The organism is Candidatus Erwinia haradaeae (assembly GCF_900698925.1).
Taxonomy (GTDB): Bacteria; Pseudomonadota; Gammaproteobacteria; order Enterobacterales; family Enterobacteriaceae; genus Erwinia_E; species Erwinia_E haradaeae_I.
The window spans coordinates 796784-818949 of record NZ_LR217713.1 but is presented as its reverse complement, the minus strand read 5'-3'; the positions used below and the strand labels follow the sequence as shown (position 1 = coordinate 818949).

Here is a 22166-nt window from a genome sequence, read left to right as displayed (position 1 = left end):
ATTATGTTGGTATACAATTAGGAGTTGTGTTTACATAATAAAAGATTAGATCTACTTCCTAAGTGGAAGGGATTGCAAATTAAAATTAAATGAGTTTAACGCCAGATGTTGTGTTGTGAGTAACATACTAGACATATAGATTTTATATTTATTTAATACATTGATGCATCAATAGCGAGCGTTATAGTAGATAGAGATCATTTTAGTTCAAGATTTAGTCAGACATAATATATTATGAGATATATATGATTACTATTATAATCTTAGTAAGCGCACAATGAATACTAACATAAGATTATGCTATCATAGTTTTTTTATATACTATAATAATTAATTATTAATCAATATAACTTATGTGGAAATGATTATGATTATTTATTGAGATAGTATAATAATTACTTTCTAAATATGGATATGTAAGTCATTTTGTAACGTCTTTATATAAAATATATACATATAACGTGAGTTTATGTATAAATTAGAATTTTAATATACAGGACAATTTTAAAAAAAGAGCATTCTTAGGCTAAGTACATTTATTTATTAATCCTATCTTGGGTATATTTCTTCTTTCTTGAAGAAGAATAAAATTTCACGTTTTGCAGACACGGATGAATCAGAGCCATGTATAGTATTTTCAGTCAAGCTATCTGCATAATCAGATCGCAGGGTCCCCGCAAGAGCCCTAGATGGGTTTGTATCTCCCATTAATTCCCTATATCGCTGTATAGAATTGTGTCCTTCTAATACTGAGAGAATAACTGCTCCAGAAGTCATAAATTTAATTAAATTATCAAAAAATAATTTACCCCGATGTTCTTGATAGAAATCTATAACTTGTTTTTCGGATAAAATTTGCATTTTGTTAGCAATAATTTTTAACCCCGCTGATTCACATCGATGAAAAATTGCACCAATAATATTTTTTTTTATAGCATTTGGTTTAAGAATAGACAAGGTCTTTTCCATAGTCATGTTCATCCTTGGGTTACTTGATATGCATTTAAGAATATTTGTTCATAACACTACAATTTAAAATTAAGGTATCAGTAATATTCAATAATCTATTTTAGATTTCTAACATACCATCGATTTTGTTTTTGATGGATTATCAATAACACTACTTTATCATAGTTTTAATTTTTTTTAAGGATTAAAATGAATATTGCAGAAGTTATATTAATAGAGACAAGGAGTATGTCCTTTTTGAAATTATTAGATTAGTTTTTTTGGATTATTATTTTATTTAAAATAGTGTTGTTTGACTTTAATCGTGCGTGGGGCAGTTATGTTTGCAAGTGAGTATAAATTTTTTATCTAGTAAATATAGAATAATCAAGGTGTATCAGAATCATTTATTTAAGTATTTTATTCTATCGTTTTCGCTTGTAAGCTGTGATTTTAAAAATATTTAAAGTATATCTTCTATATCTTTATATCTTGTTTTTAAGAAATATCACATAGAATATCTTTTATTTTTATTTTGCTTATTTTATTTATCTTGAAAAGATACATAGGAGCGCATGTAAAAAGATTGTAGAGATTATAATATTATCTGTGTGAATTATAGTTTATTGGGTATTTTCTGTCTTCAAAAGATTTAGAACGTTCTGTAACTGAAAATTTTTTAATTAGAAAAGGTGGTTGATTATAAATTGTCATGAGTTATTTTATATATTATTATCTATATTGTAAAATTTGGAATAACTTTTTACAGAATTATCTTTATTTTTATTTAGAAGTAATTACATCTGAATCAGATTTTTAATTTTTATATCTGCGTCTACATGATTTTCATAGTTAATTTCAGGTATGCCAAAGCCAAATAGGCGCATAAAAGCATTTTGATATCCAGAAAGATCAGTCAATTCACAAAGATTATCATCAGTGATAATTTTCCATCGTGTAGAGATAGCATTTTGTATATCAGGGTTTAATTCTTGAGAGTCCATTCGAAACCGACCCATCTTATCTAAGAGAGGTAAAGGATTGTACAAGTTGTCTTTTAAAAGAAAGTATACTTGCTCGATACAATCTTCATGCGTATTTCTTTCTTTCATCACTTTTAAGAGCAGTGATAAATATAATGGCATCATCGGAATGGCGGAGCTAGCTTGAGTGACTACAGCTTTAAGAACCGCAATGCGCGCATCACCGTTATTTTTAGTCATTAAGGTGTTTCGTATATGCAATGCTCTTGTGTCTAGATCTTTTTTTGCTGCCCCTATGGAGCCGTTCCAGTAGATGTCGTGTGTAATTTTTTCTCCAAGATAGCTAAAAGCGGTGGTTTTTGCTTCTTTGGATAGTACATTAGCTTCAAGCAGTGCATGTATCCATGTTTGCCAGTTTTTCCCTCCCATAACAGTGATCGTATTATTAATTTCTTCCAGTGAAGCAGGTTCTAATAAAATATGGGAAATTTTTTTTGTCTTAGTATTTAATGTTTTTGTCATCATAGGTGATCCTATGGGTTTTAATACGGAGCGCAACACTTGACCAGTATCTGGATCGGTACAATACGAAGCTGCGAGGCTATATATGACAAGATCTACTGTTCCCAAATCTCTTTTAATGATTTCAATAGTTTTCTTTTTAACAGAATTGGAATAAGCATCGCCATTAATATTTTTCACGTATAAACCAGATGATATTGCTAGTTCTGTAAATGCAGAAGAGTTATACCAACCAGCACTTGCTGATTTATTTTTTTCTCCTGAGCGTTCAAAAAATACACCAAGTGTACTGGCCCCACACCCAAAAGAAGAAGCAATGCGCATAGCTAATCCATAACCGGATGAAGCGCCAATGATTAGAACTTTTTTAGGGCCAGATGTAAGAACTCCTTTGGTTCTAATATATTGTATTTGTTTTTCTACATTATATTTACAACCTATTGGATGAGCAGTGACACAGATAAAACCTCTAGTCCGTGGTTGAATAATCATTTTGACCTCAATAAAATTATTTAAAAATCTATCTATTTATATCGTTTTTAAGAATGTAGTTACTACTATTTGAGTACAAGTTTAAATATATCTGTCATATTATATAAATAACTAGTTTTATGACATTGATTTATATCAGTAAGATTTACTCTATCTCAGACAATTTAGTTTTGTAAATATATATATTGTTAAGATTTTTATCATTGTTAGCTATTTATAATATGATTCCCAATAGATTTAGATGTACATGAATATGTTTGAAGTGCTTTAGGTAGGATAGTAAAATGATGACATATTGTGTTAAACAATATACACGAATATTTCGTCTATAATTATTTATTAAAAAATTTTTTGGATATGATTTATCTCGTAGTCTTCTAGAAGACCCATGATATATTGCTAGTATCAGATTTAATCAGAACGTATGAGTGCGTTGAGATAGCCATGTGCTTGAACCTTTTATGATTGTTATTGGAGAAAAGGAATTCTTCTTTTTTATGATAAGAAATTGACTGAAATTCTTCATTAATTGAAGAGTATTAAGGTGGGTTTATTTCTATGAGACTTAAGGAAAAATTTAATTTTAATAAAAATAAAGCTAAATATATACAATAAATATATACAATAATGTATATATAAAATATATGTATATGTATGTAATAGTAATAGTAATAGATGTGTGTATGTGATAGGTAATATTTTATTGTAGATGTTGGTATATTATGTTCATGAGAAATATTATAGGGTTATTTATTGTTTATAACACGAGTTATTGCATATAACATTCAGTATTTTACTAATAGTTTTTAAACAAGATAATTTTAAATTAATAATTTAATTAATTATGAGTTATTTCATACCATAACTAGTCATGAAGCTGACTGATAAGCCGGGTTCTGTCAAGGGCAGTCATTCATCTAGACTAGTAATCGCTTACTAGTTCAAGCAGCTTACCCGAGTTCTGTACGGGTCGTATTAGCGAACTCCTATTTAGCTTTGCTCCGGGTGGAGTTTACCGTGCCGCTATCTGTTACCAGATGCGCGGTGTGCTCTTACCACACCTTTTCACCCTTACCTGTAAATTCTAATTTGATAGAATACCGGCGGTATACTTTCTGTTGCACTGGTCGTTAGCTTACGCTACCCAGGCGTTACCTGGCACCCATACCCTCTGGAGCCCGGACTTTCCTCCCTCCTTTTCTTTTTTATGATAAGAAAAAAGACGGCGACTGCCTAGTCAGCTTCATTAGGAAGTATATAGGATATTATAGTGAACTGTCATTAATATTTTATATTAATTTAATTTAAAAATAAGATTAATATTAAACTTTAATGCTCGCCAAATGCTATTTTTTGTTTTTTGTTTGAGGTAGATAGTTATTAAAGGTAGATTATTATGGTTTGAGTACGTTAGGTTTTAAGAGGTTATTCTTTTTTATTAAGGTTATGTTTTTTATTAAATGTTCCTGATGGATTATGGTTCTTTAGATGGTATTAGATATAATTAGTATTCTTTTGAATTTCTAGTTGTATTTAATGATTTCAACTGTGATATATTTTAAAATAAATATAAGTGATTGCAATTCATTGTTTAGTATATATTTTATATGAAAAGATATAATCTAGCTATAGAGTAGTATATATTACTTTAATTTGCAGTAAGTATCAGTATGGAAGTTATATTAGTAGCTTAACTAATTATTAGTAAATTTTTTTCCATGCAAATAGATTCAGAATAAGTCTGCTATATATTATTATTTTTATACGATAAAAGTGCTAAAACATGTTTTTCATGTTCACAATTTATTATGTTGGTGTGTAGCCTTATTATTATAGATTAGATTGATATTATGTATATATGTGATGCACGATGGTTTTTTTAATTAGTAGATACAAGAATATTCAGCATTAGAAAAAAGATTTTTAATAATGATGTATGTTCTATTGAGCTTCTGTTAGTTTATACTTCCATCTGGTTGTTAGTATCTAAGTGCATTGTGTTGTGTTAACTTTCATATCATGATATTAAGCATGATGCTTAGATATATTTATAGATGTATTCATAAGTATATTTATAGATTTTATCTAGTAGATAACTCAGTTATATAGCAATAGTAGCATTAAGTGATTGTATTAGAATATCTGTGTTATTTTCAGTGTGATGATTCTTCTTTTATGGAAGTAAATATAATGATTTTTAATGTATTTCACTAATAATATAACGAATAACATTTATTTAAATTTAACTTAGTAACATATTAATTGGTCTTATTGAGTATAGATTTGCAGGATAAAAATGTACTTGAATTTTAATAAAAGAATCGAAAGAGGTATTGAATGAAACGTGCTGTGGTTACTGGCTTGGGAATTATTTCCAGTATTGGCAATAACCAAGTAGAAGTGCTAGCATCCTTACGTGCTGGACGGACTGGGATTACTTTTTCCCAAGAGTTAAAAGATTCTGGTATGCGTAGTCACGTTTGGGGAAACATTAAGTTATCTAAAAATGATATCTCAGCTCGCATTGGGCGTAAAACGCTTCGTTTTATGAGTGATGCATCTATTTATGCGTTTCTTTCTATGCAGGAAGCTATAAAAGACTCGGGTCTTACGGATGAGCAATATCAGAATAATCCGCGTGTAGGATTAGTAGCTGGCTCAGGTGGTGGCTCTCCATTTTATCAAGTAGCTAGTGTAGATGGAATGCGTGCTAAGGGTTTGCGAGGTGTAGGTCCATATATGGTTACTAAAGCTATGGCATCTGGCGTCTCAGCTTGTTTAGCTACTCCTTTTAAAATTTATGGTGTAAATTATTCCATTAGTTCTGCGTGCGCAACATCAGCGCATTGTATTGGTAATGCTGTAGAGCAGATTCAGTTAGGTAAACAGGACATTGTTTTCGCTGGTGGCGGCGAAGAATTGTGTTGGGAAATGTCTTGTGAATTTGATGCAATGGGTGCGTTATCAACAAAGTATAACTCCATTCCAGAAAAAGCCTCACGTACTTATGATCTTGGTCGTGATGGGTTTGTAATTGCAGGTGGAGGGGGTATAGTAGTGATTGAAGAATTAGATCATGCGATTAAAAGGGGAGCCCATATTTATGCTGAGGTTGTTGGCTATGGTGCTACTTCTGATGGAGCGGATATGGTAGCACCATCCGGGGAAGGTGCAACGCGCTGTATGCGCATGGCTATGGAGGGTCTAGACCTTCCTATTGATTATCTTAATACTCACGGTACCTCAACATTAATAGGTGACGTAAAAGAATTATGTGCCATTCGGACTGTTTTTCGAGAACAACATCCGGCAATATCGGCGACTAAGGCGATGACTGGTCACGCATTGGGCGCAGCAGGTGTACAGGAGGTAATTTATTCACTATTAATGTTAGAACATGGTTTTATTGCACCTAGTATAAATATTGATCGATTAGATCCTGCTGCGGAGGGGTTAGATATTGTTACTGTGCCTTCCAACAGAAAACTTACTACTGTTATGTCGAATAGTTTTGGTTTTGGGGGTACTAATGCTACATTAGTAATGAGTAAACGGGTATAATTTGTTAGATTTTTATGAGTTCTTTTAGTCTATTCATATATACTTAAATAATAGTTTATATCTTGAAGAGAAGGTATATAATATATCGAATATGAAATGTTTTACTTACCTATAAGTCATAAGATTAAGATTCTAATTATTTGTGGAGAATAGAATATACTAATGATTATTATAAGTGTTCATACGTATTTGTTACATGCAATGAATACAACGTATTAATAGTATTTAGTTAATGTCTAGATATAATTTTTTCAGCTATATTAGTGTATATATATTAAAATTTAGATGTTTAGTATAGATACCTACAATGTTGAATTGCATTAAATATAGGATTAATTTTATACAGAAGGTATAGGACGCATGTGTTTTTATATTGTTATGGATTAGTGTGGTTAATTAATAGAATGACATTCTTGAAGCATATTTGGTTTCTAGTTACTCTGACATAAAAGTATTTATATAATATATATATATTGTATGTTGTAACAATTTTTTATTAGATGAACTAAACATGTAGAACGTATGATTTATAATATAAATATTTATTGTATCTTGTCACAAGATGTGTATTGTTTTCACTTTCGGTTTATAATTTATACTCTTAGTTGTCATAATTAATGTTTGTTGTTTGAGATATATTTGATAGGTTGATCATATTTTATTTTTTTATTAATGGAAACCGATGTATTTTTAGATAATATAGTTACGTATTTATCAAAGTTTGTAAGATATGGTTTAATATTTTCTTTTTATTGATAGTTTAGAAGAAAGAGAAAATTACTCTTTAATAATAGTTTCTAAAACTAGAGAATGATTGTAGATCTTTATCTGTATAGATATTTAAATATATTTATTTAAGATACGTAGATAATATAAATTTTATTTATTGTTATAATTGTATATAGCAATGATCTATGACGTATGCACTTAGTTCGGGTTTGTTGTCATTACTTTTCTTTAATATTATCTAGTAGGTTATATTTTTATGAGTATTATGACGCTTGATGGGGTTTGTGTTAAAAAATAAATTTCATAGCTTTACAGAAATACTGTAAAGCTCAAAAAATTCTTTTTTAATTATTTGGAATACTGTTTTATATACCATTTATTGTCCTATTTGGATAAATATAGGCTAGGTTCATGTTTAAAGATACTTTTATGTTATGACAATTGCTGTATTGTTTTCTGTGTACTGTTTTTAAATATTTTTTTATAGTATCAAGAAATTTGAATATAGTTTTTTTTATTGATACCCAATTTGTAACAAATCTTGTTTTGCAGAATGCAGAAAGGTCAATATGAATGTATGCATAGTTGATAAAATACACGATGATTATTTTATTTAGTAAAAAGTGAAAATATAATAAATTTAATAGCTACTTTTGGCAGCTAGTTAATAGTTTTTAGTCTGGTCAAGAATTTATTTTCTATTTACTTTAGTGAACAATTAATAAATTTTTAAAATCCTAGCGATGGGTTTGTAAACAATATTTTATTATTGGATATAAGATAATGCTTGCTTTTTTACGTGTCGTTTTTATTTTAGTTTATTCTATTATTGTTTCTATTTTTGGTTTTTTTTATTGTATGTTAAGCCCACGCAACCCGTGTCATGTTGCAACCTTTAGTAAATTATTTGGTCATCTGTCTTATTTTGTGGGTTTAACGGTCTTACTACGCAAGCCTTTAGGTTTTGAACATTATCCTAATGCAATTTATATCTGTAATCATCAAAATAATTTTGATATGATTACTGCAGCTAAGATGGTTCAGGTTGGTACTGTCACTGTTGGAAAAGTTAGTGTATTATGGATTCCGTTTTTTGGAGTTCTGTATTGGTTAAGTGGTAATATTTTAATTAGCAGGAAAAATTATACTCAATCATATAGAGTAATTAGAAAATTAATTAGAAAGTTTAAACAACAAAAAATTTCTTTTTGGATATTTCCGGAGGGCACTCGGAGTCGAGGTCGAGGTCTTCTTCCATTTAAAATGGGGGCATTTTATACAGCTAAAGCTGCAGGTGTTCCTATTATTCCAGTAGTAGTATCCAGTACTCATGGTAACATTAATCTGAATCGTTTAAAAAATGGTTTTGTTATTGTTGAAATGTTACCGCCGATTGATCCTCGTTGTTTTTCTGATCAGTCAGTTCGTTTTTGTTCTAATTATTGTAGAAAGTTAATGATAAAGAAGTTATATGAATTAAATACTGAAATTTTTTTACATAAAACTATACATCGTCGTTTTAAATAAAACCAGATAAGATAGATCTCTGTACATATTTTAGTCTGTATTTAATTAGTAAATTAATATTAAAAATTTAGTATAATAGATTATCTATAATTTCCTCCTATTTTTAAGATAGGTTAGAACTGGAATTTCTAAATATTATGTAATAAATTTTTTTTAGGATACGATTTCTTTATCTTTATCTTCAGTTTGTGGTGATATGTATGATGTATTATTTAATATATATCAACTATTGTGATATTAATTAAGGCAATTAATCAAATATTAGTCTTGATAAAATACTAGATAATATAAACAGTATTTTTATTTTTTGATTAAAATGTTATCAATATTTTATTTAATAAGGAATGGTATTGACATGTTGTCATATCGACCGATCCGTTGCGCATTGATTAGTGTTTCTGATAAAACAGAAATACTTACATTAGCACAAGATTTATTTCGACGCGGTATAAAATTGTTTTCAACTGGAGGGACCGCTCGTTTTTTGGCTCGTTCTGGTCTAGTTATTACTGAGGTTTCTGATTATACTGGTTTTCCAGAAATCATGGACGGACGGTTAAAGACATTACATCCTAAAGTACATGGTGGTATCTTAGGGAGGCGTCATAAGGATTGCGACGTTATGGATTCACATGGGATCATGCCTATTGATATGGTTGTCGTTAATTTGTATCCATTTTCTCAAGTTGCATCCTGTAGTGCATGTACGTTAGAAGAGGCGATTGATCAGATTGATATTGGTGGTTTAACTATGATTCGATCTGCTGCCAAAAATTATAGAGATGTTGCTGTTGTGGTTAATATTAGTGACTATACTACTATTAGTAAAGAATTGGATCAAAATGGGAATTCACTTACATTAAAAACGCGGTTTTATTTAGCAGCTAAAGCGTTTAAGTATACTGCATCTTATGATAGTAAGATTGCTAATTATTTTAGTAATATTTTAACAGATTCTGATCAAGAAAGAATGAAGCCATCTGAATTTTTTCCTTCTATCCTGCATTTAAATTTTATTAAGAAAGAGGACATTCGATATGGTGAAAACTCTCATCAAAAGGCAGCTTTTTACATAGAAGATACAAATCTTCAACCGTGTGTAGCTACTGCACAGCAATTACAGGGTAAGAATCTTTCATATAATAATATTGCTGATGCTGATACAGCGCTAGAGTGTGTAAAGGAATTTGAGTTACCATCTTGCGTGATTGTAAAACATTCCAATCCTTGTGGAGTGGCATCAGCACAGACGCTTTTTGAGGCATATGAGAAAGCTTATAAAACTGATTCATCTTCTGCATTTGGTGGTGTGATTGCTTTTAATCGTGAATTAGATTTAGCCACTATAAAGTCAGTTATTAGTCGTCAATTTGTAGAGGTTATTATTTCTCCCTCTATTAGTTCTGAAGCTCTGAACTTAGCTGTAACTAAAAAAAATTTACGTATACTTATTTGTGGAGAATGGAAACAATTACGTCATATGGCATTAGATTTTAAGCGTGTCAAAGGAGGTCTTTTGGTTCAGTCTCAGGATACAAAAATAGTATCTAAAAATCAGCTTCGCGTAGTTAGTAAGCGTTTAGCCAGTCAGAGGGATATTCTTGATTCGCTTTTTGGTTGGAAAGTAGCTAAATTTGTGAAATCAAATGCAATTGTGTACGTACGAAATAATATGACGCTCGGTATAGGAGCTGGTCAAATGAGTCGTGTGTACTCTGCGAAAATCGCTTCTATTAAAGCGGCTGAGCAAGGTCTGCAATTACAGGGTTCGGTGATGGCCTCTGATGGTTTTATTCCTTTTAGTGACAGCATTGAGGTTGCTGCTTCTGTTGGGGTTAAATGCGTAATTCAGCCAGGTAATTCTATTCGTGATGATGAAGTTATTGCAGCTGTAGATAAGTATAATATGGTTATGATTTTTACTGATATTCGTCACTTTAGGCATTGATCTTAGATGAAAAAATATTTAATTAGATAGGAAACTTACTAGGTTACTTTCTTATTGTATCTGATTTTAATAGATATTATAGGAAATTTTGAATCACTATAGTTAAGTAGAAGAAAAGGCTAAGATAAATACTTTAATTTTTATTTCAAGCGTTTGATTACTTGTAAGTATATAAAAATTATTTATTATTAAACTAATATTAAGTTTGAAACAAAATATCCATGCGTCTCATCGCATGAGAGAATTGATGTTATCAAGTATATGGTCTAGATTGGATGATATACCTAATACTATTGGATTTTTGAGAAGGATTGAAGAGAAATCTAGTTTTTTGTGACTATGAACTAACTATTAAATATAATTCTATATGAATATATTTTTAGGTTGAATTTACTGAATCATTTTATACTTACATAGTATAGTTTTATTAAAAAGTGTTCATTGGATAAACAGTAAGATAGAGACTATCTATTTAGATGTGTATTATATAATATAAAAGTATAGTTAAATATATTGATTTATAAAATAATATATATGATATATATAATGTTCTTGATACAACCGGATAAAGATCATGGTGATTTAAAAGAAGATCGATTTCCTATCTCAACAGTTATGAGTGTATTTTGTATTATATTTTGGTATAACTGGTTGATTAGCTTCATATATTCAGTCATAATAGATAGAAAATTTTTTTAAACAGGTTGATAGAAAGTTATTTGTTAGGTTTTTGAAAAAATTTAACTATATCATAGTATTAGATTAGAATTTTTTTATTTATCTTAGTAAAGACGTAAGATGATTAAAAATACACCTTAGATTTTAAAGAAAATGAGATTTAGATGAAAGTTTTAGTAATTGGTAATGGTGGGCGAGAACATGCGTTAGCATGGAAAATTTCTCATTCTAAATTAGTGACTAGTGTATTTATTGCACCAGGAAATGCTGGAACTGCTTTAGAATCTAAGATGAAAAACGTAGCTATTCTATCGAATGATCTACGTGGATTACTGCTCTTTGCTTTAAATGAAAAGATTGATTTAACGGTTGTAGGTCCAGAAACCCCTTTAATATATGGGATAGTGGATAGATTCCGTAAAGTGGGTTTAAGAATATTTGGTCCAACTCAATGCGCCTCTCTTTTAGAAGGTTCTAAAGCGTTTACTAAAGATTTTTTAGTTCGTCACAATATTCCAACAGCGGAATATCAAGTCTTTACTAATATTGAGTCAGCACTTGCTTATTTGCGTAACAAAGGGTTTCCTGTTGTCATTAAAGCTGATGGTTTAGCGTCAGGTAAAGGCGTTATTATTGCCATGACAATGGAGGAGGCTGAATCTGCTATACGAGGGATGCTGGAAGGCGGTTTATTGCAGAGGGTAGAGAATAAAATTGTCATAGAAGAATTTCTATATGGTGAGGAAGTAAGTTTTATTGTTATGGTAGATGGTGAGAATGTTCTACCTATGGCTACAAGCCAGGATCACAAGCGGGTAGGCAATGGTGATACTGGTTTAAATACTGGTGGAATGGGAGCTTATTCGCCGACCAAAGTGGTTACTAATGTAGTATATAACAGAATTATGGATGACATTATTTTGCCAACTATTCGAGGAATGGCTTATGATGGCAATCTTTATACTGGATTTTTATATGCAGGTTTAATTATTGATAACAATAGTCAGCCTAAGGTTATTGAGTTTAATTGTCGTCTGGGTGATCCGGAAGCTCAGGTTATTTTATTGCGACTACAATCTGATTTAGTTGAGTTATTGTTGGCAGCTGAGTCTGGTATTTTACATAAAACAGAGGCAAAATGGGATCCTCGTCCATCTTTGGGATTGGTTCTTGCAGCGAATGGTTATCCCGGAGAATACGTAAAGGGTGATCCAATTTATGGTCTTTCATTATTAGATAAATTAGATGGAAAAGTATTTCATTCTGGAACAATGCTTAAGGATCAGTTTATTGTAACTAATGGTGGTCGTGTCTTATGTGTTACTGCATTAGGATCAGATATTATATCTGCACAAAGACATGCCTATGAAATTTCAAATTTAATTTCTTGGAATGGAAAGTTTTTTCGTAGAGACATAGGTTATCATGAGGTTAATCGGGAATTACTAAGAATAGATAAGGCTGTTTGATGACAATAAATTAATAATATCAATTATTAATTTATTAATAGAGATAATAATTTTTTATTTGTGTTTATAAATTTTTAGATTGATTGTTAATGTTCTATAAGATAGACACGTTCTTTAAATAAAAAAATTGTTATATAGGTGATAGAAGTTAGAAAAGTAGATTTAGTGTATTTCATATATTGCAACCTTGATAGCATCTATTTTATCCATCTGTGAGAATAAATTATTATTTTAGAACAAGCATAGATTTTGTATTGTTATTTTATTAAGGTTAGGGTTAAGGATTTTTAAAAACCTATATAATGCAATGTATTGTATAGTGCCTTATACTACAGACAGTTAGAATCTTAACTGAAGTGGTGATAGAATTCTATAAGATATATTATAGGATAATATGTGTGTTGTATTGTTTGTCGTTTTATGATTGTTTTATAGTAATTAAATATGCCATAAGTGATAGAATTAGTCAGATTGGTATTTGCATGAGAATAAAATATGGGAGTGTAATTTGTCTTAAGTGTGCTTGATGTAATGACTTGTAACCTACAATGTTCTTCCGAAAACTGTTCTCCATACTTTTAGTTTGATAATGAAAGTTTTGATATGTTAATTAATTAATCATTATGATTGAAATCATTCTTTTTTGTTTTCATATATAGAATAGTTTATTATGGTTTGTTTCTTATATATACAATCTGAATATGTCATTTTTTATTTCAGTAAGTAATTCTACTATATATATATTTTTCCTACGGTTGGTATATTCCGACCATAATAAATTTCACGCATCTCCTTCCATAAGAGATTAGTAATTCTTTCATGTTCTTTTTGTCCTAAATCTTCTAATTTAGAATTAAATAGATAGTGTGTCAGATCAAATTTTTTTAGAAGCATCTTTGTATGAAAGATATTTTCTTGGTATACATTCACATCCATCATATCATGTTTTAATTTCATATCTTCTGACATGAAATTTTGTATTGAATTGATTTTATGATCAATAAAATGTTTTACGCCATTAATGTCACGTGTAAAACCTCGAACGCGATAGTCAATAGTCACAATATCTGAATCTAGCTGGTGTATTAAGTAATTGAGAGCCTTTAAAGGAGAAATGACTCCGCATGTGGACACCTCAAGATCTACTCGAAAAGTACATAACCCCCCTTCAGGATGGCTTTCTGGATAAGTATGTACGCAAATATGACTTTTATCTAGATGTGCAATCATTGAGTGTGATAGTGGTCCCGGATGTTCTGACGTATCTACATCATGTGGATCCATAGTTTCTTCGCCAATAAGAATTGTTACACTAGCACCTTGGGGCTCATAATCCTGACGAGCAATATTTATAACGTTAGCTCCTATAATTGAACAGGTTTTACTGAGAATTTCAGTTAACCTTGTAGCGTTATATTGTTCATCGATGTAAGCGATATATCCGTCGCGTTCTTCTTCTGAATTAGCATAACATATGTCATAGACGCAAAAACTTAAACTTTTAGTTAAATTATTAAATCCATGTAATTTCAACTTTTGCAATTGTTTTTTTTCCTTAAAATGCTGAGCTATCTTTTAGTGCATCTAAAAAATATTGCGGTAAGGCAAAACTACTAGCGTGCAGTTTTGGATTGTAATATCGGCACTTGAGATTTGTTTTATTATAACGATGAATGAGGGTTGATACATCTATTTGGCGTAGAACAGGATTATTACTTGACCAGGAAAAAGTCATTATACCGCCATAATAGGTAGGTATTGATGCTTGGTAGAACTTGACATCATTAAAATAGTTTTGTAATTTACGATAACTATTTATTGCTTCGTTTAATTGAAAAAAACAGACGCCGCTTTGCGTCACCAAGATACCCCCTGGATTTAGGCATTTGTGACATCCTTCATAAAATTTTGAAGTATACAGACTTTCTCCTGGACCAATTGGATCAGGAGAATCAGAAATAATTACATCAAACCGATCAGAAGTTGTTTGCACAAAATGGACACCGTTATCAATAACAAGTTGACAAAGGGGGTTTTCAAAAGAACCAGAATGGTGATTAGGTAGATATCGCTTACATAACTCAATTACACTTGCATCGATTTCAACCATGGTAATTTGTTCAATATTTTTATGATAACTTATTTCACGTAGCATCGCACCATCCCCTCCCCCAATAATTAATACTTTTCGTGCGTTACCATGGGCTAATAGTGGGACATGTGCCATCATTTCATGATAAATAAATTCATCAGATTCAGTAGTTTGTACTATCCCGTCTAGTGCTAGGATGCGACCTACGTTTGTATTTTCAAAAATAATTAAATTTTGGTGATTTGTACGTGTACGATGTAGTATTTTATTGATAGTAAAATATTGCCCCAATTTAGAATGCAGTGTTTCATGCCATAAGTTATTGGTTAACATGCTAAGGAAGTCCTAGTTACAATTATCAGAAAATAACATGTTGTTATATCACGTGATATATGGAAGGTTGGTATTCTTGACTGATATATTTATTTATTATATTATTCTAGAATAATGTAATGTAATTATCTTTATAATTAATATATATAAAAGTCAACGTTTAATTATTCTCTCGATGAGAGAGAATAATGTGTAATATAATTTTTTTAAAAAATGGTAAAGACATTACTGCACGCCTTGTAAATCAAGAAATTTTTAGCTATTTTAAAATCTTATCAGATTTTATCCGTCTAGTTCTAGGGTCGTATGGCTCTTTTTTTCATATAGTGATTTGTATGCTGGTTTATATAACAACAAATATTGTAATTAAAGAACGTTTTAATTATTTGATTTAATTGGTTATAGATATTATAGATAATATCTAATTATATATTAAAGAATACTTAATTTATTTAATAGTGTAATAAAGAATTATTATAAATAGAAAATTTTCTAAGTATGGTTCTATTTGTATGTTTGATGTCTAACTAAGAGAAATAAATATTATATTGTGAGAACATGAACATTAGTATACACATAGTTTCTGTATTATAGAAAGAGAATCATGTTAGATATTTTTTATAGTAGAATGATAGATTATCCATAATGTTCTTTTAGAATTCAGTCTATAGAATAATATGAATCATCTTGATTTTAACAAATTTTGTTTCATGTATCAACGGAATAAGTGTAAAGCGATAAGATCATAATGTTTAAAATATATATTTTTATGGGATATTTTTTATTCACTGTATTCCGTATAGCATGTACAAAGTGTTTTCATTTATTTCGTCAGTATTTAATACTGTACTAATTAAATACCTATTTAATGTGTATACAATGATATATATTTTTTGTATCACAGAGATGCTCTGATTGATTGGTAATTTCACTTTTAAATACTGAATTAGTTCGGGATTGTAATAATAAAAGAAGTGTAGTAATTTTGTTTAATCTGTTTTTAGTTATGTATACTTTTTACTTTTTATATCTATTTTATTTTTCAGTAATAAATATAAATAGAGACAATTTGTCATGTATAAGGTTTATTTTTTATATGAGGAGACTGGACGAGCAATAATAGTTCGAGTATCCATCCGTATTTCTGTGATCGTTACATCAATCATATCGGTGACTTGATAAAGTAATTGTCCTTTTACTAGGATACTGCCCGAATCATGTCTGCAGATCAGGTCTTCACGAATTGCATAGATTAGTTCTGCAGGAATAAATGCTAAAGCGCCATTTTCTTGAAGTCGAACGCGCATGCCGTGACGATATATATCCAGAACTTCAGCTTTAAAGAAACGATTGCTACCAATTTCTTTTTGTAAGAAGCGTGAATACAACCATTCACCTATATCTCGTCCAGCCATTCGGTTCTTTCGACGACGTTCGACCATGTTGGTTGTTAGTTCTTCTTTTGGATGTACAGCTGGTTCACCCTTTATCATGGATTTTATTAAGCGATGATTAATCATATCGCCATATTTGCGGATAGGAGATGTCCAGGTAGCATATGCTTCTAAACCAAGACCACAATGTGGTCCTGGAGTGGTGCGAATCTCAGCAAATGATTGGAAGCGTCGAATGCGATTTGCTAGAACTTGATTTGATTGACAGTCTAGTGTACGTCGTAGTTTGCGAAATCCATCTAGGGTAGAAAGAATAACAGGATCAACGATAATTCCATGATGAGCTAAGATTGCTGATGCTTGATTTGCATGGATTTTATCAAAACCATCATGAACATTATAGATACCAAATCCAAACCTTTGTCTTAACGCCTGAGCAGCGCAGATATTTGCCAAAATCATTGATTCTTCTATAATTTTATTTGCAATACGTCGGTGTTCAGTAATTATATCTAATATTTCTCCCTGTTTATTGATTAAAAAGCGGAAGTCTGGTTGTTCCTGAAATAAAAGAGCGTGCGTCTGTCGCCAGTTGCTGCGAGCTAAATAAAAACGGTGCAGCAGACAGATCTGGTTAGCTATTTCTTGGCTTTCTGGTTTCCATGGGCTGGATTTATTTGATTCTAACCAATCAGATACACTGTTATATACTAATCGTGCCTTAGATTTGATCCAGGCCGCAAAAAATTCTACAGATGGATGGGGCGTGCCATCTTTGGAAATAGTAACGCAGCAAACCAGTGCAGGTCGACGCTTTCCTTGGCGTAGAGAACAGATATCTTCTGATAACTGTCTAGGTAGCATTGAAACATTAAATCCTGGTAGATAGTTAGTAAAAGAGCGTTCAGCGGCAATTTGATCTAATATGCTATTGGTTTCGATATAAGAAGTTGGATCAGAGATCGCAATAAATAGTTTCAGTTCATCATTACCAATATCTTCTATATATAATGCATCATCCATGTCTTCAGTATGAGCGCTATCGATGGTAATAAATGGGATGTCGGTAAGGTCTTTACGTTTTAGTTTTTCATTAAGCATTTCTTTGGGAATTGGCGCATTAGGTTCCTCGCGCTCCAAATTATAGCGTGCGAGCGTGACCCACCATGGCGCAAGATTATCTTCTTTTTTGGTAATGAACTCTGTGAGTTCAGCATGGAATGCGCTATCACCATTTAATGGATGATGGCGTATTTTTGCTACGGTCCAGTCCCCTTCTTGGAAAGAATGTTTAACATTAAATCCAGCGTCGCATGGGATTGCAGTTTTTAGCCAAGGATTATCCGGAATGATAAGTAAACGATTATTTTTTTTCTGTATTCGCCCAACAAAACGTTTGAGAGATGGTTCAATAAGTTTTTCAGGACAGGCAATTTCTCGATCCTTATTTGTCTGAATGACCGCACTGATACGATCACCGTTCATTACTTTTTTCATAAAAGAGCGTGGAATGAAGTAACTTTTTTGTGCGTTAATTTCTAAAAAGCCAAAACCTTTTTCAGAACCTTTAACTATCCCTTCGACCCGGGGAAGTTGAGAATTTAGTTGTTTTTTGAGCTTAGCAAGCAGAGGGTTATTTTGGAGCATGATATTAATAGATTTTGAGTTAAATGAAATATGAATTATTACGTTTTTCTTTTTTAAGGAAAAAATAAGACGTTTAGAAAGAAGTCAATTTTTTACCTAATGTTGATGTAAAAGAATGTTAAAAATCGATAATTCAGTAGAAAAAGATTATAGATTTAGATTTGCAAGGTATCAATAATTAATTCATTATTTAGTTTTTATCAAAAAAGAAATATAAAATTTTTCTGAATCTGTTAAGTGATTTAATTGATTTCGTGTTGATTACTATTATGTGCTATATTAGCACATATTTCTAATGAAATGACTAGGTTTTTAAGTTATTTTATATAGAGATAATGCTAAACATGTTCTTTGAGTTAGTCATTATTAACAAGAAATTGTTATTTCTTAACTGAAAGATTTAGAGTGACTATTTTTTATCTCTAAATATTGTTATTGTTTTAACTAGTGTGTAGTAGAAATTATATTTGAGTCTTCTTAGATGTTATTAGATGCAATCATAGTTTATTGTATCAAATTATCAAATCAAATCTGAAAATCTTTATGGTATCATTTTAGATATGATATGGAACGACTTCTTTCATCAACTGTTACGTAAATAGATAATTGTGCTTTAGATATATTGTGCTTTAGATATATAGCATGATCTGTAGGAGGTTAAACCTGTAGTTTAATATATTGCTAGTATATTATTTGATTAGTCTAGATATTTATTTTTAATTTTATAATTGGATTGTTTTTCCATAGATTTGGATAAACGGGAGGATATTTCATTTATTTATAACATCTTAAGATGGATTATGCCAGGTAAGCACAGTTCTTGTACTATGTTGATATTGATAGGATTTATTTTTTTGATTTGATTTATTGGTTTTTTAGTTAATTTAGTATTATTTGATAGATAAGATATTGAAAAATTCTTATGTGGACGAAGAGAGAAATATTTCTATAGCGTGAATGGAAGTATTGACTTAGATAAATAACTAAAAGTTTTTTACTATGAGTTAGTAACTACAAAAGAGAAGAAGATTTATTATATACTATCTTTTAGATAAAGTTTAAATAGAAATATGTTCTTTATTATGAAGTTGAAGGTGAATTATACACCTATTAGATGGATAGGTCTAATATATAAATCTGAATTATATTTTATAAAAAAGAAAAAATTCGTAAGAACACAGAAGAGAATGTGATTATATATTTGATACGACAGGATCATTTCAAGATATGGATAATCACGTGATTTGTTGAGATCCTAGATCAGTGAGTTAGAGATATATGTTAGGTTTTAAGAGTGTTTAAAAGTAGTCTTGTAATCTGTAAGTTTATTACTTACATAAGATTTCGACTTTTATGAAACATGGCCGAGTTGGCATCTCAAATTTTTACTAGCTTACTAATTTTGTGTATATCTCGCTGAGAGGGATGATTGTATATTAAATAGATTTATTTCTTAACCTAAGATGCAGAGTCATGGTTGCGTATATATATTTTTTGTTTTACTATGTTCTTTTTAAGTTATCCGATAACGTGAAAATCTATTATTTCAGAGTTAATGGTATTTTCTCATTCTTGAGATATATTATTCTTTTTCAGAAAAATGTTAGAAGTAGTTAATATATTTTATAGTATATAGTATATTCTTTCTTTAAAAAAGAGCCTTTGTTCTTTCTTGTATATTATGCGTATCATAATAAATAGATCTATCTAATAGATTGTGTTCCTTGCCTCTACATGACAAGGTTAATCTTGATATGAGGCTGACTTATCCGTAAGGAGCGAATTAAATGCGTCATTATGAAATCGTATTTCTGGTGCACCCTGATCAAAGTGAACAGGTATCTGGCATGATTGAACGTTATAGTAGTATTATAACGACATCAGGAGGTAAAGTTCACCGCCTTGAAGATTGGGGGCGTCGCCAATTAGCTTATCCCATTGATAAGCTTCACAAGGCTCACTATGTGCTTATGAATGTAGAAGCACCAGAGGGAGCTATTGCTGAATTAATAAACAGTTTCCGATTTAACGATGCTATTATTCGTAATATGATTATACGAATTCACGACGCGGTGACTGCACCATCTCCAATGGTTCGAGTAAAAGAGGAGCGTCGAGATCGTCATGAGGATTTTTCTAATGATTCAATTGCTACTACAGAGATTATAAATGTTTCATAAAAAAATCTGCTTTATTCGGGATGAATATGTCATTTTTTTGGAGTTCTTGGTTAAGAACCTACTATAAGAATTATTTTTCTATTAAGGGTTTCGTACCATCAGATAATTTTGCAATATAATATATTAAGATATCGCAGCTCGTTACAATAGAGTGGTGGATATTAGATTCTGATTGTAATAAGTAGTGATATCTGTTAGGTGATAAGCAAGTTTATTATTATAGTTAATATTCTTAAATTTTAGGAGGGGTGATTTCTTCCAGTAAGGCTGAAATGGTTTGAGATAAATCATGCTTCATGTCAATAAGATTGAGTTCATAGAGTTTGGAGAGTAATTATATGTCCCGTTATTTTCGTCGTCGTAAGTTTTGTCGATTTACTGCTGAAGGTGTGCAGGAGATTGATTATAAAGATATTGCTATATTGAAAAATTATATTACTGAAAGTGGTAAGATTGTACCAAGTCGAATTACTGGTACTCGTGCAAAATATCAGAGGCAGCTTGCAAGGGCTATTAAACGAGCTCGGTATTTATCCTTATTGCCGTATACTGATTGTCATCAGTAATTGAATATTCATTGGTAAATTAAAGAGGATTTTGAATATGCAAGTGATTCTACTAGATTGCGTAGAAAATCTTGGTAAATTAGGCGACCAGGTGAATGTCAAAGCAGGTTATGCTCGTAATTTCTTAGTCCCAAAAGGGAAAGCTGTTTTAGCCACTAAAAAAAATATTGAATTTTTTAACATTCGTCGCTCAGAGATAGAAGCTAGAGTTATTGAGGTTCTTACTATTGCTCAGAAGCGAGCTACAAAAATTAATGAGTTAGGAAGTGTTACTTTGTTCGCTAAATCAGGTAGTGAAGGTAAATTATTTGGTTCAATTGGGACTCGTGATATTGCTTTAGCTGTTACGAAAGCTGGTATTGAAGTGTTGAAAAGTGAAGTGCGCTTACCAAATGGAGTATTGCGTACAATTGGAGAGCATACAGTAGATTTTCAAGTTCATAGCCAGGTTTTTGCTACCTTAATTATTAATATTGTATCTAGATATTAATTTGTAGTTAATATTTTAGTTTTTTTATATAAACATTAGAATAGAATAGAATGAGTTGAATTTTAAGTATAAAGATAAATTTAATTATTTTTTTTGGATGGTATATGTTATAAAAAGAATAAATTATTTTGCGATATGATATATAAAGATCAGTTATTCGTCTTAATATGAATACAAGAAAGAGGTGGATCAATAGAGATGGTTATATCGAACGTTCTGTCGATAAGATATCTCTATTATAAAGCATATAATCCATGAACGAAAAAATGAGCATATAAAATATTATGCTCATTTTAAATCATAACTATAATACATTGTACGTAACATACTGATGTTACATATTACAATCATCAATTTATTTGTAAATTGAGTATAATACTCTAATCATAAAGTATAATGATCATTATAGAATAATATCATCACCTAAGTTTCTAAAAACTAAACTACCTGTATTCCATCAATAGAATTCTTAGGATTCATTCTAATCTAAAAATTAAATATTTTATGTATTTGGCGGAACGGACGGGGCTCGAACCCGCGACCCCCTGCGTGACAGGCAGGTATTCTAACCGACTGAACTACCGCTCCATGGTACTGGTACTAAGTT

General features: G+C 30.6%; 12 protein-coding genes, 1 tRNA gene and 1 other RNA gene. 7 read left to right on the top strand and 7 right to left on the bottom strand.

Features of this window, described 5'->3' with window-relative positions; genetic code table 11:
- Window positions 1-549 precede the first annotated feature (549 nt).
- From ndk to rnpB, 3 genes are all read right to left on the bottom strand, one after another.
- The gene (gene ndk, locus HACICURV3402_RS02445) at window positions 550-975 is read right to left on the bottom strand and encodes a nucleoside-diphosphate kinase (protein ID WP_157992743.1); all 426 of its coding nucleotides are present in this window, start codon (window positions 973-975) and stop codon (window positions 550-552) included.
- A 770-nt stretch (window positions 976-1745) separates the two neighbouring features.
- Window positions 1746-2945 (bottom strand): enoyl-ACP reductase FabV, encoded by a 1200-nt coding sequence (gene fabV, locus HACICURV3402_RS02440; RefSeq protein WP_157992742.1) that lies wholly within the window; start codon window positions 2943-2945, stop codon window positions 1746-1748.
- Between the two features lie 869 nt (window positions 2946-3814).
- Window positions 3815-4190, bottom strand: an RNA gene (gene rnpB, locus HACICURV3402_RS02435) — RNase P RNA component class A.
- A gap of 1092 nt (window positions 4191-5282) precedes the next feature.
- On the opposite strand from rnpB, the gene fabB reads away from it, so the two are divergent.
- The 4 genes from fabB to purD all read left to right on the top strand — a co-directional run bounded on the left by fabB (window position 5283) and on the right by purD (window position 12857).
- A complete protein-coding gene (gene fabB / locus HACICURV3402_RS02430; RefSeq protein WP_157992741.1) occupies window positions 5283-6506 on the top strand; it encodes a beta-ketoacyl-ACP synthase I in 1224 nt (407 codons plus the stop codon).
- Between the two features lie 1512 nt (window positions 6507-8018).
- Window positions 8019-8762 (top strand): 1-acylglycerol-3-phosphate O-acyltransferase, encoded by a 744-nt coding sequence (locus HACICURV3402_RS02425; RefSeq protein ID WP_157992740.1) that lies wholly within the window; start codon window positions 8019-8021, stop codon window positions 8760-8762.
- A 355-nt stretch (window positions 8763-9117) separates the two neighbouring features.
- Window positions 9118-10710 carry a bifunctional phosphoribosylaminoimidazolecarboxamide formyltransferase/IMP cyclohydrolase gene (purH, locus tag HACICURV3402_RS02420; RefSeq protein WP_157992739.1) on the top strand — a complete coding sequence of 531 codons (1593 nt, stop codon included), beginning with the start codon at window positions 9118-9120 and terminating at the stop codon, window positions 10708-10710.
- Between the two features lie 842 nt (window positions 10711-11552).
- Window positions 11553-12857 carry a phosphoribosylamine--glycine ligase gene (gene purD / locus HACICURV3402_RS02415; RefSeq protein WP_157992738.1) on the top strand — a complete coding sequence of 435 codons (1305 nt, stop codon included), beginning with the start codon at window positions 11553-11555 and terminating at the stop codon, window positions 12855-12857.
- A gap of 732 nt (window positions 12858-13589) precedes the next feature.
- Here the strand turns inward: purD and speD are convergent.
- The 3 genes from speD to HACICURV3402_RS02400 all read right to left on the bottom strand — a co-directional run bounded on the left by speD (window position 13590) and on the right by HACICURV3402_RS02400 (window position 18323).
- Entirely contained in the window at window positions 13590-14399 is an 810-nt protein-coding gene (speD, locus tag HACICURV3402_RS02410) for an adenosylmethionine decarboxylase (protein ID WP_157992737.1), read from the bottom strand.
- 13 nt (window positions 14400-14412) lie between these two features.
- Window positions 14413-15282 (bottom strand): polyamine aminopropyltransferase, encoded by an 870-nt coding sequence (speE, locus tag HACICURV3402_RS02405; RefSeq protein ID WP_157992736.1) that lies wholly within the window; start codon window positions 15280-15282, stop codon window positions 14413-14415.
- Window positions 15283-16367: 1085 nt separating this feature from the next.
- Window positions 16368-18323 carry an exoribonuclease II gene (locus HACICURV3402_RS02400; protein ID WP_157992735.1) on the bottom strand — a complete coding sequence of 652 codons (1956 nt, stop codon included), beginning with the start codon at window positions 18321-18323 and terminating at the stop codon, window positions 16368-16370.
- Window positions 18324-20110: 1787 nt separating this feature from the next.
- Here HACICURV3402_RS02400 and rpsF point away from each other — a divergent pair.
- The 3 genes from rpsF (at window position 20111) to rplI (ending at window position 21559) form a co-directional block, all read left to right on the top strand.
- The gene (rpsF, locus tag HACICURV3402_RS02395; RefSeq protein WP_157992734.1) at window positions 20111-20503 is read left to right on the top strand and encodes a 30S ribosomal protein S6; all 393 of its coding nucleotides are present in this window, start codon (window positions 20111-20113) and stop codon (window positions 20501-20503) included.
- Between the two features lie 338 nt (window positions 20504-20841).
- Entirely contained in the window at window positions 20842-21069 is a 228-nt protein-coding gene (gene rpsR / locus HACICURV3402_RS02390) for a 30S ribosomal protein S18 (RefSeq protein ID WP_157992733.1), read from the top strand.
- Between the two features lie 37 nt (window positions 21070-21106).
- Window positions 21107-21559, top strand: a complete 453-nt coding sequence (gene rplI, locus HACICURV3402_RS02385) for a 50S ribosomal protein L9 (protein WP_157992732.1) — start codon at window positions 21107-21109, stop codon at window positions 21557-21559.
- 511 nt (window positions 21560-22070) lie between these two features.
- Here rplI and HACICURV3402_RS02380 read toward each other — a convergent pair.
- Window positions 22071-22147 (bottom strand) — tRNA-Asp (locus tag HACICURV3402_RS02380).
- Window positions 22148-22166: the final 19 nt, after the last annotated feature.

What these genes read in the sequence shown, in the direction of transcription:
- ndk (WP_157992743.1), bottom strand. Translation starts at nt 975, where the DNA reads ATGACTATGGAAAAGACCTTGTCTATTCTTAAACCAAATGCTATAAAA.
- fabV (WP_157992742.1), bottom strand. Translation starts at nt 2,945, where the DNA reads ATGATTATTCAACCACGGACTAGAGGTTTTATCTGTGTCACTGCTCAT.
- fabB (WP_157992741.1), top strand. Translation starts at nt 5,283, where the DNA reads ATGAAACGTGCTGTGGTTACTGGCTTGGGAATTATTTCCAGTATTGGC.
- HACICURV3402_RS02425 (WP_157992740.1), top strand. Translation starts at nt 8,019, where the DNA reads ATGCTTGCTTTTTTACGTGTCGTTTTTATTTTAGTTTATTCTATTATT.
- purH (WP_157992739.1), top strand. Translation starts at nt 9,118, where the DNA reads ATGTTGTCATATCGACCGATCCGTTGCGCATTGATTAGTGTTTCTGAT.
- purD (WP_157992738.1), top strand. Translation starts at nt 11,553, where the DNA reads ATGAAAGTTTTAGTAATTGGTAATGGTGGGCGAGAACATGCGTTAGCA.
- speE (WP_157992736.1), bottom strand. Translation starts at nt 15,282, where the DNA reads ATGTTAACCAATAACTTATGGCATGAAACACTGCATTCTAAATTGGGG.
- HACICURV3402_RS02400 (WP_157992735.1), bottom strand. Translation starts at nt 18,323, where the DNA reads ATGCTCCAAAATAACCCTCTGCTTGCTAAGCTCAAAAAACAACTAAAT.
- rpsF (WP_157992734.1), top strand. Translation starts at nt 20,111, where the DNA reads ATGCGTCATTATGAAATCGTATTTCTGGTGCACCCTGATCAAAGTGAA.
- rpsR (WP_157992733.1), top strand. Translation starts at nt 20,842, where the DNA reads ATGTCCCGTTATTTTCGTCGTCGTAAGTTTTGTCGATTTACTGCTGAA.
- rplI (WP_157992732.1), top strand. Translation starts at nt 21,107, where the DNA reads ATGCAAGTGATTCTACTAGATTGCGTAGAAAATCTTGGTAAATTAGGC.